Source organism: Sapientia aquatica (assembly GCF_004358105.1).
Lineage (GTDB): Bacteria > Pseudomonadota > Gammaproteobacteria > Burkholderiales > Burkholderiaceae_D > Solimicrobium > Solimicrobium aquaticum.
The window spans coordinates 14,250-28,334 of sequence record NZ_SMYL01000002.1 but is presented as its reverse complement, the minus strand read 5'-3'; the positions used below and the strand labels follow the sequence as shown (position 1 = coordinate 28,334).

At 47.2% G+C, this 14,085-nt stretch carries 14 protein-coding genes and 2 tRNA genes; 4 read left to right on the top strand and 12 right to left on the bottom strand.

The genetic code is table 11. The features are described from left to right. Window positions 1–65 precede the first annotated feature (65 nt). The 3 genes from E2I14_RS04280 (at window position 66) to E2I14_RS04270 (ending at window position 2,028) form a co-directional block, all read left to right on the top strand. Entirely contained in the window at window positions 66–410 is a 345-nt protein-coding gene (locus E2I14_RS04280; protein ID WP_133325817.1) for an energy transducer TonB, read from the top strand. 239 nt (window positions 411–649) lie between these two features. Beyond that, window positions 650–1,414 carry an exodeoxyribonuclease III gene (xth, locus tag E2I14_RS04275; RefSeq protein ID WP_133325815.1) on the top strand — a complete coding sequence of 255 codons (765 nt, stop codon included), beginning with the start codon at window positions 650–652 and terminating at the stop codon, window positions 1,412–1,414. 74 nt (window positions 1,415–1,488) lie between these two features. Continuing rightward, window positions 1,489–2,028, top strand: coding sequence for a hypothetical protein (locus tag E2I14_RS04270; protein WP_133325813.1), 540 nt, complete (start codon window positions 1,489–1,491; stop codon window positions 2,026–2,028). A 50-nt stretch (window positions 2,029–2,078) separates the two neighbouring features. Here the strand turns inward: E2I14_RS04270 and sodC are convergent, their stop codons facing one another. Next, window positions 2,079–2,615 carry a superoxide dismutase family protein gene (gene sodC, locus E2I14_RS04265; RefSeq protein WP_133325811.1) on the bottom strand — a complete coding sequence of 179 codons (537 nt, stop codon included), beginning with the start codon at window positions 2,613–2,615 and terminating at the stop codon, window positions 2,079–2,081. Window positions 2,616–2,655: 40 nt separating this feature from the next. Next, window positions 2,656–4,599 carry a polysaccharide biosynthesis protein gene (locus tag E2I14_RS04260; RefSeq protein WP_319945919.1) on the bottom strand — a complete coding sequence of 648 codons (1,944 nt, stop codon included), beginning with the start codon at window positions 4,597–4,599 and terminating at the stop codon, window positions 2,656–2,658. Between the two features lie 277 nt (window positions 4,600–4,876). Between E2I14_RS04260 and pstS the strand changes: the two genes are divergently transcribed. Beyond that, window positions 4,877–5,929, top strand: coding sequence for a phosphate ABC transporter substrate-binding protein PstS (gene pstS / locus E2I14_RS04255; RefSeq protein WP_227544589.1), 1,053 nt, complete (start codon window positions 4,877–4,879; stop codon window positions 5,927–5,929). Window positions 5,930–5,946: 17 nt separating this feature from the next. On the opposite strand, the gene E2I14_RS04250 is transcribed toward pstS, so the two are convergent. The 10 genes from E2I14_RS04250 to E2I14_RS04205 all read right to left on the bottom strand — a co-directional run bounded on the left by E2I14_RS04250 (window position 5,947) and on the right by E2I14_RS04205 (window position 14,085). After that, window positions 5,947–6,489 carry an adenine phosphoribosyltransferase gene (locus E2I14_RS04250; protein WP_133325809.1) on the bottom strand — a complete coding sequence of 181 codons (543 nt, stop codon included), beginning with the start codon at window positions 6,487–6,489 and terminating at the stop codon, window positions 5,947–5,949. 363 nt (window positions 6,490–6,852) lie between these two features. Next, on the bottom strand, window positions 6,853–7,182 hold the full coding sequence (locus E2I14_RS04245) for a hypothetical protein (protein ID WP_133325807.1): 330 nt from the start codon (window positions 7,180–7,182) through the stop codon (window positions 6,853–6,855). Window positions 7,183–7,410: 228 nt separating this feature from the next. Beyond that, window positions 7,411–8,868: a Ppx/GppA phosphatase family protein gene (locus tag E2I14_RS04240; protein ID WP_133325805.1), complete on the bottom strand. Its 1,458-nt coding sequence runs from the start codon at window positions 8,866–8,868 to the stop codon at window positions 7,411–7,413. Window positions 8,869–8,981: 113 nt separating this feature from the next. Next, window positions 8,982–9,896 carry a class I SAM-dependent methyltransferase gene (locus tag E2I14_RS04235; RefSeq protein ID WP_133325803.1) on the bottom strand — a complete coding sequence of 305 codons (915 nt, stop codon included), beginning with the start codon at window positions 9,894–9,896 and terminating at the stop codon, window positions 8,982–8,984. Between the two features lie 107 nt (window positions 9,897–10,003). Next, window positions 10,004–10,079: transfer RNA gene (locus tag E2I14_RS04230), tRNA-Lys, on the bottom strand. Window positions 10,080–10,197: 118 nt separating this feature from the next. Next, a tRNA-Lys gene (locus E2I14_RS04225) sits at window positions 10,198–10,273 on the bottom strand. A 135-nt stretch (window positions 10,274–10,408) separates the two neighbouring features. Then, on the bottom strand, window positions 10,409–11,113 hold the full coding sequence (gene ybgF / locus E2I14_RS04220; RefSeq protein ID WP_227544588.1) for a tol-pal system protein YbgF: 705 nt from the start codon (window positions 11,111–11,113) through the stop codon (window positions 10,409–10,411). A 70-nt stretch (window positions 11,114–11,183) separates the two neighbouring features. Beyond that, window positions 11,184–11,708, bottom strand: a complete 525-nt coding sequence (gene pal / locus E2I14_RS04215) for a peptidoglycan-associated lipoprotein Pal (RefSeq protein ID WP_133325799.1) — start codon at window positions 11,706–11,708, stop codon at window positions 11,184–11,186. 160 nt (window positions 11,709–11,868) lie between these two features. After that, the gene (gene tolB, locus E2I14_RS04210; RefSeq protein WP_133327059.1) at window positions 11,869–13,146 is read right to left on the bottom strand and encodes a Tol-Pal system beta propeller repeat protein TolB; all 1,278 of its coding nucleotides are present in this window, start codon (window positions 13,144–13,146) and stop codon (window positions 11,869–11,871) included. 15 nt (window positions 13,147–13,161) lie between these two features. Then, window positions 13,162–14,085: a cell envelope integrity protein TolA gene (locus E2I14_RS04205; protein ID WP_133325797.1), complete on the bottom strand. Its 924-nt coding sequence runs from the start codon at window positions 14,083–14,085 to the stop codon at window positions 13,162–13,164.

The following is a 14,085-nucleotide window of genomic DNA, read 5'->3' as shown; positions in this document are numbered from 1 at the left end:
GCAACGAAGATGCAGTACCAAAACAAAAACAACTAAATTTATCAAACTTAGATAGGAATGTACGTATGAAAACCCCGTTATCGATCCTTAGTTTCACATGCTTATTTTGCTTGTGTGCCAGTGTATTTAGCGCCGAAGTCGCGCCAGTTCTGGACGGCAAGTCTTGTGAACCGCCCAAATATCCTAAGGCTGCTTTAATGAATGAAGAACAAGGAACGGTGGCATTGCTGTTCCTGGTTTCTCCGGATGGCAAAGTCACTGATTCCAAAGTCGATAAATCGAGTGGCAGCAAAAGTTTAGATAAAGCGGCATTGCAGGCTTTTAGCCTATGCAAATTCAAACCGGGTACCAAAGATGGCAAACCGGATCAACTTTGGGCCAAAGTCGAATTTGTTTGGAAACTTGAATAAACAGAGTTAAGCGTGACGAATCGGACGCAGGATGCACTATTGTTTGTCCGTTAGCACTGCGCCCGTTAAATCGACAAAGACGCCAGCTTCACAGCGGCGTCTTTTTTTATTTTGCGCGCTGAGTATAATGCCGTGTTGATCTGGCTATATACTCGACGCGCGGCGCGATCAACGGCACTTGCGATGCCTAAGCACCGAATCATCGCCCATCCAATCAACTTAACTGCAATCGAAAAATCATGAAATTAGCCTGCTGGAATGTCAACTCACTCAAAGTCCGTTTGCCACAGGTTTTGCAATGGTTGCAAGATAATCCAGTCGATGTGTTGTGCTTGCAAGAAACCAAACTAACCGACGATAAATTCCCCGTCGCTGAGATTGAAGCGGCCGGTTTTCACGTGGTTTTTAACGGTCAAAAAACGTATAACGGCGTGGCGGTTTTATCGCGCTTTCCGATTTCCGATGTGGTCAAAAACAATCCATTGTTTGAGGATGAGCAGCAGCGACTATTGACCGTGACCATCGAAGGCGTGCGGATTGTTTGTGCCTATATTCCGAACGGACAAGCGCCAGACTCCGATAAATTTCAATACAAGCTGGCTTGGTTGGCTGCCCTGCAAAAATGGCTAGAACAACAAAAAGCTAGCTACCCAGAATTAGCCTTGCTGGGTGATTTCAATATCGCGCCGGAAGATCGTGATGTGCACGATCCCGCCGCTTGGGTGGGGCAAAATTTGGTGTCCGAACCTGAACGGGCGGCCTTTCAAGCAATGCTCAATCTGCCTTTGGTCGATTCGTACCGCCAGTTTGAGCAAGCCGATAAAAGCTTTAGCTGGTGGGATTACCGGGCTTTGGGCTTCCGCTTAAATAAAGGCATGCGGATTGATCATATTTTGCTCTCGCCGGCCCTCGCCGCCCGCTGCACTGGCTGCGTGATTGATCGGGTGCCGCGCAAATGGGAACAGCCGTCCGATCATGCGCCAGTCATTGCCACGCTGAGTTGAGACCAAGTGCAGGCCAAATTCGAAGCAAATCACATCTTAGCCACCACTAAACCAACATCGAACCAACAGGAAAAATGAAGTTTTCACCGCTTTCCTTTTGCGCCACGTTGTTACTCCATGTCGCCCTATTTCTCGGTGCGATGGTTTCGTTTCATCATCGGGATAGCCGTGCCACAAGTAAGCAGTACATCCGCGTGATCTTGCCCATTACGGCACCGACGCGACCGGATGTTACCCTGCCTGACTTAAGCGACAATGTCATCACGCCAGACGAACTCACTAGCACGCTCGACCAAGATCAACCGGTTGATCCGGATCATTACTACTTGCCGGCTGAATTAAGTCAGCAAGTGGCCGTGGTCAAAAGCGATGCGGCCAATGAAGTTATTCCGATCGAGAGAATCGTCATCTTGGCGATCTATATTAATGAAGCGGGACTCGTTGATAAGGTCGAATTGGAAGAAAAAGGCAACCTGAGTGAAGAGAATCAGCAAAAATTGATTTCGGCATTTAAAGAAATCGTTTTTCTGCCTGGAATGCGCGGGACAAAAGTAGTGAAGTCGCTGTACCGCATTCAGTTAAAGATAAATCGCAGAGTGGTCATTCATTATTAAGTACAACGATGACCAATCTGCTGGGTACAAGCAAAATTGCTGGAACTAACTTAGTTAATTACAGCGCAGGCAATGCGCGCACCGCCACCACCTAATTTGGCTGGATGATCACTGTGATTATCACCACCGGCATGCACCATCAAAGCGATGCCATGTAATTGATTTGCGTCTTTGATGCGTGGCGCCAAAACCGGCGTGGTTGCAGTGCCATCAGCGGCGACGTACAAACCCGGCAAATCGCCTAAATGACCCGCACCGTAAGGACCTTCGTGCTTGCCGCTATGTTCAGGGTCCCAATGCCCGCCAGCCGCGCCAGCCAAGGTAACCACGCCATCCACGGTGGTATTGCCGCAGTTCGGCTTTTCATGCAAATGAAAGCCGTGCATTCCAGGTGGCAAGCCAGTTAAATTCGGAGTCACCAACACGCCATAGGGTGTCGTCGTGAATGATACTGTTCCAATCGCCACCGACTTACCACTCGCATCGAGCTCGTTTACAGTCACTTCAGCAGCAAAACTGGCGGAAACCGTCAGCGCGGCAAAAGCTGCAATTAGCAAGGCACTCAACTTATAACTCGTTAATATCATATCTACCTCCAAATTTAGGAACCATATCCCGACCGCAATTCTAATGCAGCTGTCGACTTCCCGCATGGAGGTTAATTGCGCTGACTGGCCGCTTCTGTTCTTGCGACCAAATCATGTCTTCAATACCGCATTGCGGTTGGTATTCCGCCACAGCTTGTAGCAACAGGGCGCGAATCTCTTCAAATTCAAATTGTTGGCAAGCCTGTTCGAGCTTGGTCAGCAATTGCTGCAATACCGGCCAAGGCAATTTCATTTCTTCGGCGCGCATGATCAAAGGATGTTCCGTACCATGCACGTTGTCACCAATGAGCAATTCTTCGAATAACTTTTCGCCCGGACGCAAACCAACATGTTCGATAGCGATTGCCTTGTCATCGTTACTTTCCGACTGCAACAACAAACCGCTTAAGTGCACCATGCGTTTTGCCAAATCGAGAATTTTTACCGGTTCGCCCATATCCAGTACAAACACATCGCCGCCTTCTGCCATCGAGCCAGCTTGCAAAACTAATTGAGCTGCCTCAGGAATGGTCATGAAATAACGGGTGATATCAGGATGGGTTAAGGTAATCGGGCCACCCGCTTTGATCTGTTCGCGGAACAAGGGAACGACCGAGCCGGATGAACCCAATACGTTACCAAAACGCACCATGCAAAAACAGGTAGATGATTTTTGCTCGGATAAGGCTTGCAGAATTAATTCCGCCATCCGCTTGGTTGAGCCCATGACATTGGTTGGGCGCACCGCCTTATCGGTTGAGATTAAGACGAAATTAGCAACCTGCGCTTTAATCGCGGCTTGCGCGATGCTGAGCGTTCCAAAGACATTGTTACGTATGCCTTCAATGGGGTTCTGCTCCACTAATGGCACGTGTTTATAGGCTGCCGCGTGGTACACAGTTTGCACAGAAAAGGTTGTTAAGATTTTTAAGCATTTGTCAGAATCGAGTGCTGAACCTAAAAATGGCTTGATATCCACTTCGTGGTTCAAGCTTTCGCTCAGCGCGAGTAATTCCTTTTCAATCGAATACAACGCAAATTCAGACATCTCCAACAAGATTAATCGGGTTGGACGTTGACGCAAAATTTGGCGGCATAACTCAGAACCAATCGACCCACCTGCGCCTGTCACTAAGACTGTTTTGTCTTTAACGCAGGCTGAGATCAACGCGACATTGGGCTCGACCGAATCGCGACCAAGCAAATCTTCAATCTCGATTTCACGGATATCTTTAACCGACAATTCACCATTGAACAAATCCCGAATCGGCGGCGTGACGCGCACTTTTACACGCAAAGATTCCAATCGATTTAAGATCAATTTTTGCGTCTTTTTGGGGATGGAAGGCATCACCAAATGGATTTCTTGCACGCCGTACTTTGGAATTAATTCCGGTAAATTTTCCGAGGAAAATACCTGCATCCCAGAAATGATAGCGCCGCGCAGTTCTGGCTTATCGTCGATCAAAAACATCGGTGCGTATTCATGGCTGCTACGAAAAGCTGCCGCAACTTGCATACCCGTGCGCCCTGCCCCATAAATTGCGACCCGAATCGCATTATTATTAATGCTGAGTCGAATCAAGTAGGCTCGCGCCACGAAGCGACTGGCTAACATATACATCACCGCGGCAATCCAAAAGATCCCGAACACAGCCCGCGACAACACGCCAACCTGCAAAAACACGGCCAAGGCCAGCAACGCAAAGACCGTTAGCGAAACACCGTAGACCACCACATAAACAATTTTTTGATCCACAAAACGGATCACGGCGCGGTATAAGCCGAGTCGGATAAAGATCGGGATAGCGATCAGCGGGACGGCGGCAAATAACACGCCAAACTGGCTAATAATGCCGTTGCCCAAGGAGTCAAAGCGCAACCAGATTGCGACTAGCAACATTAATGGCAAAAAGATCAAGTCGGTAATGACCGCAATGACTTGTTTTTGTAGGCGGGATAACGATAAAAATAACTTCATCATTGAGTTTTCTCTGTTGTCCGTTTATTTCAAGTAGGCGAGATCGCTTGTTAATTAAGAAATATCGACAAGTTTCGCTGCACGGCAGCATTTTAGCAACTAGTATGAATAAATCTTACTTTGCTTACACAAAACAACAAGAGATTTCGAAATCTTTTTTAATTCCGTACGGAAACATATAGAATGTCGCCCGCAATCATCAACGTGTCATATTTTGGACTTAACATTCTAAAATGTTGCCATGTGGCACTTTTCGCTTAATTAATCAACAAGGTTTTAAATGGCTATGTTCAATATCAAACATATCGTGGTCGGATTGGCTGTTTGCAGCCTAGTCCCACTAGCATGTGCCGAACCCGTCAATGGCGCAGGTTCTTCGGCGGCTAAACCTTTGTATGAAAAATGGGCAGAAGGCTACGTCAAGAAAAATAGCGTCGTGATCCAATACGAGCCTAGCGGTTCGTCGGCGGGTATCAAGAAAATCAAAGAAAAAGCCGTCGATTTTGGCGCCAGCGACGTTGCCCTGAGCGCTGAGGATTTACAAAAATTTCAGTTGATTCAATTCCCTAGTGCAATTTCTGGGGTGGTTCCGATCATCAATGTGCCCGGCGTGCGCTCCGGCGAAATCAAGCTCACCAGCGAAGTTCTGGTTGGAATTTTTTCCCGTCAAATCACCAAATGGAATGATCCAGCCATTGCCGCATTAAATCCTAACGTTGCCTTACCTAAAGCCCAGATCGCGGTTATTGCGCGGGTGGACGGATCGGGTACGACCTACAATTTCAGCGATTATTTAAGCAAAGTTAGCGCAGCGTGGAAAACTACTTTTGGCACCAATTTCATCATCAAATGGCCTAGCGATGTGCAGTTGGTCAAGGGAAGCAGCGGGATTGTGGCCACCCTCAAGCAAACTCCCAACTCGATTTCGTATGTGGATTACAACTATGTGGTGCAAGACAAACTTACGTCAGTGCAATTGAAAAATGCGGATGGCGTCTTTGTTGCGCCTAAGCCTGCCAGCTTTGAAGCTGCGCTCAATCATAGTACTTGGAAAACCCAATCCAACTTTAACGAGACCTTGACCGAAAAGTCCGGCGCTGAGAGTTGGCCGATCACGATGGGCACATTTATCATCATGCCGAAAATGGCCGCCAATAACGATAAAACGATTGCAGCCTTAAAGTTCTTTTCGTGGGGTTTTATGCAGGGCGACAGCGTAGTCAATAGCTTGGATTTCGTGCATTTGCCGGATGCGATTCAAGCCAAAATCTTCAAACAAATGACTTCCATCACCGACAACAAAGGCAACCGACTGAATTGGTCGCCGATGTAATTGGTCAGTTTGTTGGCTTAATGTCCTGAAAACTGACACACGGTAAATAAAGGCAAGCCGCTATTCTTGAGCACATTGGAGCCGCCCAGATCGTTCAAATCGACAATCGCGGCTCCTTCTACAATAATCGCTCCATTGCGCTCGAGCAATTTCTTACCGGCGAGCATCGTTCCGCCAGTCGCGATCAAATCATCAATCAACACTACTCTATCCCCTTCTTTGCAGGCGTCGGTATGCATTTCGACCGTCGCGCAACCGTACTCCAAGGTGTATTCCTCTGACATAGTGGTGAAAGGCAATTTACCTTTTTTGCGGATAGGCACAAACCCTAAATTCAATTCATAGGCCACCACCGAACCAATGATGAAACCGCGCGCATCCATGCCGGCAATTAGGTCCAGATTAGCATCCATGTAGCGGTGCACAAATAAATCGATCAGCACGCGAAATGTTTTGGGGTTTTGCAGCAGCGGGGTGATATCACGAAACATCACGCCTTCTTGCGGCCAATTGGGAACGGTGCGGATGTGATCTTTAATATATTCGGCGGGGTTGTACATAGGAAATTCCAGTAAAGTGTCTAAGTAAATGCAATACAGTTAGGTATAGATTACGCGGTGCAACATTACCATATTCTCCCAGCAAAAATAGGATTATTGCTTAGGAATAATAGATAACTAGACGACAGAGTAGCTTTGTCACGGAATCTCGCAGAACCGTGGCACAGAGGAATAAGTTGGCGGGTGGGCCGAGCGGGCTTAATGGAATTGTTACTGAGAAAACACAGTTGAAACATGCTCAATGTGCAGCGATTTGTGCGGCTGACGGGTTGCGCCGATCAAGCTGTCGCAGATCACATTGAACATGGTTGAATGGAGAAATCACCAATTAAAATAGACTGAACGTATCGCATTGAGTCCTACTTATACTTTTCGGCGGGTTGCAGCCAACTTGACTGAAGTAGCGTCGGCAACATCCATGGCTAACTTTTCTTCTGTACTTAAACGTGTTCCAATGATTTCAACTTGGGCGACTTCTTGTGGGGCTAAGTCGTAGGCCAGTTTTTGTTCTGGACTCATGCGTTGGCCCACGATCACAACTTGCGGCACGGCAGCTTCATGGAGGCTTAATGCAGTATTTTTAGCGGTCGCGCCATTATGGAACGCTAAGCTAATCGCGGCCGAGGCGCTCAATACAGCTACGGCTAACAGTAATTTTGATTGAACTGATGTGTTTAAATTTAAGGTGTTCATTTTGGTTCCCTCCTGGGATTGTTTGGTTGATGTGCACACTTTACGCAAGCCCAAATCGGCATGCGAGGCGTATGCGACAAACCGTCAAAACACGAGGATGAAACGCCAAAAATTCGGCTTTAAAGTCATTTAAATCAACTTTGGAATAAAAAAAAATGCCGGATTTTAGCTAAATCCGGCATTTCGTTTTTACTTGCTTTAAAGAAATAAATCTTTAAAATCAAAGCACTAGGGGATAACACGTAGCACAAAATCGATATTTAACTCGGACCAAGCTTCGTGTTCTTTTTCCAGCCAATAACTCAACGTCGGATGCTGGGTGAGCCAATCGCCTTTGATTTCCAACTCGATTTTATTCTTCATTCTCACCCGCACATCGGCCAAAGTAAGCTCCAAGCGCGTGTGCATAAACAAGACTGCCAAACGCAGAGCAAGCACCGCTTTGGCGAAATCCGTGTCCGACAAGGCGTCTTGTACTTTGCGTAGATTGCCTTTTTGACTGAGAATAAATTTACTCATATTGCGTTGCTCGCGGGTCGTGAAACCCTGCATATCCGCGTACTCAATCAAATACGCGCCATGCTTGTGGTAGCCGGTTTGCGATACGACCAAGCCGACTTCGTGTAGCCTAGCCGCCCACAATAATTGCGCGGTGTACGCTTCAGAGCTGGGTTTCAATTGCACAAACAAAATGTGCGCCAATTCGCTTACCAATTTAGCCCGTTGCTGATCGACCCGAAAGGCAACCGACACGTTTTGCACCGCTTGCTCACGCCTGTCGTGCTGAGTAGCGCGCAAATGCAAATCCCAGATCACGCCCATACGCAAGCCAGCTTCGATCGTATGCACGATATTGATGCCCAATTCTTGCATCACGCCGATCAGAATCGCTAACCCACCGATGACCATCGCGGTGCGTTCTGGTTTAATTCCAGCCAATTCGAGCTGATCAATTTGACCAACTTCGATACAAAATTCTTTGAGATTTTCTAAATTACGCAGCGTGAGCGTGCCATCACCGATTTTATTGCGCGTTAAGACCTCAGAGACGGCACGAATGCTACCCGACGATCCATACACATGCGTCCAGCGCGTAGTTTGGTATGGCGGCGCAGCGTCTTCAAAATGGGAACGTGCCGACAAAATGGCGGCGTCGAAGCTTTCTTTGGTCATGCGCCCTTCGGGAAAAAAGGACGAACTTTGCTTAACCGTGCCGACGCTGAAAGAAGCCACCTTAAGAATTTCCTGCCCTCGACCCAAAATAACTTCGGTCGAGCCGCCGCCGATGTCGATAACCAAGCGCGTTTCAGCGGGATTTGCCAGTACTTTGGCAACGCCCATGTAAATCAAACGGCCTTCTTCTTCGCCAGAAATGATTTCAATTGAATACCCGATCGCCGCTTCCAACTTGGGCATAAATTCAGCGGCATTTTTGGCAATACGCATCGTATTGGTGGCAACAACGCGCACCGACTCTAGATTGTATTGCGCCAAAATCGTGCGAAATCGGGTCAACGCCGTAAGTGCACTTTGAATCGCAGCCGGCGTTAAGTTGCCTTGCGCATCCAAGCCAGCGCCAAGACGTATCGGTTCACGCGCACTTTTCACGATTCGCATCGCGTCGCCATCAAAACGACCGACATGCAAACGAAAACTGTTGGAACCTAGATCTACCGCTGCGTACATGGCACTTCCTTCATTTCGTATTTATATTCACGGTCTAATACCGTAGCAAATTAGAATGACATTCCAATGACACGATTTAGTAATAATTGAGTGGGTGGATTCCTGGGTGCGACTCAGAATGAGGGTGTAAAAAAGCGCTCGTTGAGCGACGTTAAACCGGTATTTTCCAACACATCCTGCAACCGCTCCGCTGCCTGCTTGCGCGGCAACTTTTTATAGGTGGCGATAATCAATTCGTTTTTCATCGAATGTTCCCAGCCGACCAATTCTGTCACAGTAACTTGATAACCGTGCGCTTCTAATTGCAGGCAGCGCAAAACGTTAGTTAATTGACTACCGAACTCGCGCGTGTGCAGCGGATGACGCCAGAGTTCGGACATGGGATTGCTTTTTACGGCAGGACTTTTGTTCTTCTTCAGCGCAGCGGCAACTTCGGCTTGGCAACAAGGAACGAGAACAATGTAGCTTGCCTTCTTCTTCAAGGCAAACTCAATCGCGTCATCTGTAGCTGTATTGCATGCATGTAACGCCGTGACGATGTCGATTTTCTCGGGTAACGATTGGGAAGTAATGGATTCGGCCACGGACAAGTTAAGGAATTCCATACCGGAGAATTCCAACCGCGCGGCTAATTCCTGCGACTTCGCTACCAATTCGTCGCGCGTTTCAATCCCGTAAATACGTGACTGGTTTTGCTGCGATTTGAAATACAAATCGTACAGAATAAAACCAAGATAAGATTTTCCAGCACCATGATCGACCAAGGACACATCAGCATGGTCTTGCTGCACCGCCTGCATGAGCGGCTCAATGAATTGGTAAAGGTGATAGACCTGCTTTAACTTGCGCCGACTATCCTGATTCATCTTGCCGTCGCGCGTCAAAATATGCAGCTCTTTGAGTAGCTCAATCGATTGGCCTGGACGGATTTCTGGAGCGATGTTGGACGCCGACGATTTCACGACCGGACTTTTGGCCGAATCCACAGTCGCGTCGGTCACCGCAAATTTACTATTATTTTTTTTCATCCCAATCACCTTTTCCCAGATTGAAGAGACTAACTCAAATTACGGCCTTGCAACATAGCCCAAATGCAAAAAAGGACTTAGGTTTTCACCTAAGTCCTTCACTATTTTGGTAGGCCGTGCGGGATTCGAACCTGCGACCAACGGATTAAAAGTCCGCTGCTCTACCAGCTGAGCTAACGACCCAAAACTATTGATTGCGCGTAAGCGCTTTTTTGCTGTTAATTATTGTCGTTAAAACTTCAACAAATTTTTAACAAAATAAAAAGGCTTAGATATAAAACCTAAGCCTTTTAGGTATTCGTGGTAGGCCGTGCGGGATTCGAACCTGCGACCAACGGATTAAAAGTCCGCTGCTCTACCAGCTGAGCTAACGACCCGAAAGACAGCTATTATAGGGTAGTTGGGACTTTACTGTCAAACAAAAACTGATTTTCTGTTTGGATTCGTTAACACCAAATCCAAAATGGTTTTTTTAGTTACTCAGTCCATTAACACCGCCGTTCGGCGATGAGTTATTTCAGTGTCGATAATCTATCCGCAGCAGCTTTGGCCGCGGCAGAATCAGGATATTGGGAGCGTAAAGCCAACAATACTTTTTTGGCTTGGACTTTATCTTTTTGCTCTGTATAGCACGTCGCAATATTGAGCATTGCATCCGGCGCTTTGGGGCTATCCGGGCTTGCTTTGATCAACGCTTGGAAAGTGGTAATCGCGTTTTTATAATCTTTTTGCGCGTAATAAGCGATACCGAGAGAATATTGCGCGTTCGGCACATAAACTGAGCGTGGGTAAGTCTGGGTGAAGGTATTCAGAGCATTGGCAGCCCCTGAATAATCACCCGACTGAAACACGGCCAAGGCCGTGTCGTAGCTCTTTTGTTCGTTTTGATCAATTTGCGCTTCTTTGCCATCGACCACGACTTTCTGTGGTTCTAATTTGCGTAGGCGATTATCTAAATCGACATAAAAATCTTTTTGCCGACGAGCGTTATCGCTTACATCATTAGACAGAACTTCAACCTGACCGCGCAATTTTGCGATTTCTTGACGCAATGCTTCAATTTGATTCAATTGATCAAGAACTACTGTTTTATCGGTCTTGGTAGCAAGTTGATCGTCAACTTTGCTACTCAACGCATCTAACTTAGCGCTCAAGGACGAAATCGCCTTGCGCGCCTCATCGTCGTCAAACAACCCGGCATGTGCCGGACTTGTCATCAGATTTACAGATAAAACAACTAGCAGGAATGGTAAAGGGCGTAAGAAGCGCTTCATTGATCAGGTCCGATTAATAAACGATGTCAGCGCGACGATTTTGTGCCCAAGCTTCTTCGTTGCTACCAGTTGCTTTTGGCTTTTCTTTACCCAATGAAACTGCTTCCAATTGAGTTGCTGCAACGCCTTGCGCTGTCAACGACTTAGTAACAGCTACTGCACGTTTTTGACCCAAAGCCAAGTTGTATTCACGGCCACCGCGTTCATCGGTATTACCTTGAACTAAGATTTTACGTGCTGTGTGTGCAGCTAAGTATTTAGCGTGTGCCGCTAACAATGGATTGTATTCATCTTTGATTGCATAGCTGTCGAAATCAAAATAAACACTACGTTGAGCCAATACGCCTTTTGGATCGTTCAAAGGATCGATTTCAGCTTGAACTGGAACAACAGCGCGTACTTCTGGTGCTTTGACTGGTTCTGGTTTTGGTGCTTCTACGACGACTGGCTTTTCTTCCACTTTTGGTGGAGTGCTGCAAGCGCTCATCAATGCTGCGGCTGCAAAAATTAAGCCCAATTTGGTTGAGGTACTATTCATTTTTATTCCCTTTAATAAATTAAAATAAACCAACTTGCATCACATAAGTACTCACTACAAGCACTGTACACAAGCACTGAAAATCACACTACTTATAACAACGAAAATAATAATCCGCTGAGTTACTGCTAGATGTTACTTAACTTTTATTTAAGTAACGTTACTTCATAAATGGCCCCCAGGTAGGGTTACGAACGTCTCCGGCCTGAGTGGTTAATCGTTGCTTGGTTCGTCCATCAACAGAAACAACCCCCAAGTTACCGCGACCACCAACTTCTGTGGCATACATTATATATTTACTATTCGGTGCAAAACTAGGTGAATCGTCATTTTGTGTATCTGTCAAGCGTAGCTCTTGATTATTACCCAAATCAAGCACATAGAGTTGGAATTTTCCATCGCGGCGCGAAATATAGGCCAAAGATTGGCCATCTGGCGAAATTCGAGGGCTAATGTTGTAGGTTCCGTTAAAGGTGACGCGGCGCGCTTCCCCGCCGGCTGCACTCATACGATAAATCTGTGGCCCACCGCTGCGATCGCTAGTGAAGTAGATGGATTGTCCGTCCGCGGAATACTGTGGTTCGGTATCAATCCCGCTGGTATTGGTCAAACGTTGCACCCCACTACCGTCGGCGTTAACTGAATAAACCTGAGTTAAACCGTCTTTAGTTAATGCAACAGCGAGTTTGCTGCCGTCGGGCGACCAAGCGGGAGCCGAATTATTGCCTTTGAAGTTCGCCACCAATGTGCGGCCGCCGGTCATTAAATTTTGCACGTAAATGACTGGCTTTCGCAATTCAAACGACACATAAGCGACCTTAGTTCCGTCAGGCGACCATGACGGGGAAATGATAGGCTCTTTCGAGCGGAATGCGATTTGCACTCCGTCACCATCCGCATCAGCAATCTCTAACTGGTAGTTCGGACCGTTTTTAGTGACATAAGCAATTCGGGTCGAAAACACGCCACGAATACCGGTGAGTTTTTCATAAACATCGTCCGCGACTTTATGCGCCGTTACCCGCGTGTATTGAGGTGTCGCTGCGATGGCGAACGCCGATAAGGTTTTTGATTGGGCTGTGTCGTACAGTTTATACCGCACATCATAGCGGCCATCAGGAGTTTGCTGGACGCTACCGACCAACAAGGCATCCACGCCTTGCGATTTCCAATCGGCCAAATTGACGCTATCGGTTTCGGATAATGGTCCGGAAGTGGCAATAACGCGGAAATATCCGCTGCGACTTAAATCATCTTTAATAATTTGCGATACGACTTGCGGGGCAATGTTTTCATTGGCGAAGCTAGCAATGGCGACCGGAATTTGCGATGCGCCAACGCCGGAAATTTCTACGTGCAATTGAGCCTGGGCTGGGGCGCTCAGCACACTAGCGATTAGCAAAAATAAACCTAGGTATTTTTTCAAAAAATAATTCATTGCAATAGTCATTACTCAATCTTTCAGTCTATAAGTCAATGGAATGGTTGCAGGCACGTTACCTGATTTGTCTGCTGGGAATGGGGCTGATTTTCTAATCGCGCGATCCACCGCATCATCGAATGCTGCTACCCCAGAGGATTTCGTTTTTTGTGGAACACCTTTGATTGAACCATCTGGAAATAACTCAATTTTGAACTCCACCGTTGGGTTATCCGGGCCATTATCTGAACCGACGTACACCATGTTGGATTTGATCTTGGCCGCAATTTTACCAGCATAACTAGGGTCGACCCGATTATTGCCAGTGGATTTGACCGCATCACCATTACCGCCGGAGCCAATAATTTGGCCAGTTAAGCGTTTCAAGTTGTCGTCGCGCTGTTTTTGGGCGAGTGCGTCCGCTTTCTTTTGCTGTGCCAGCTTGTCTTGTTCTTGCTTCTTCGCTTCTTTTGCCTGATCTTCTTTTTTCTTTAATTCTTTGGCTAAATCTTCTTTTTGTTGGCGCTCTTTCGCAGCTTGCGCGTCTTTTTCTTTTTGCATTCTTTCTTTATCTTCCTGCAATTTTTTCTCTTGCAGCTTTTTTTCCTTGGCGCGTTCAATTGCAATGTCGGCTTCTTGTTCTTGCTCGATTTGCTTCGCAGTTGGTTCAGGCGGTTTTTGCTCGACTTCGACCGGCGCAGGCGGCGGCGCGACTTCGGGCGTTGGTAAAGGCGCGGCTTCGCGGGTGGTCATATCCCAGATTTCCGCTTCCACGCCAACCGGTTCTTGGCTTTGCCAACGGATACCGATCCACAGAAATAAAAACAGCAGCACGTGCATCAAGCCAGCCAACACTAGCGCTGAGTTTTTTCCCGGCTCTTTGGGGATTGGATAGTGCGAACCGACAGTCGCCAATAGTGCGCCAGCGCCTGCTCCTGTGTTTATGCGTTCATTCAT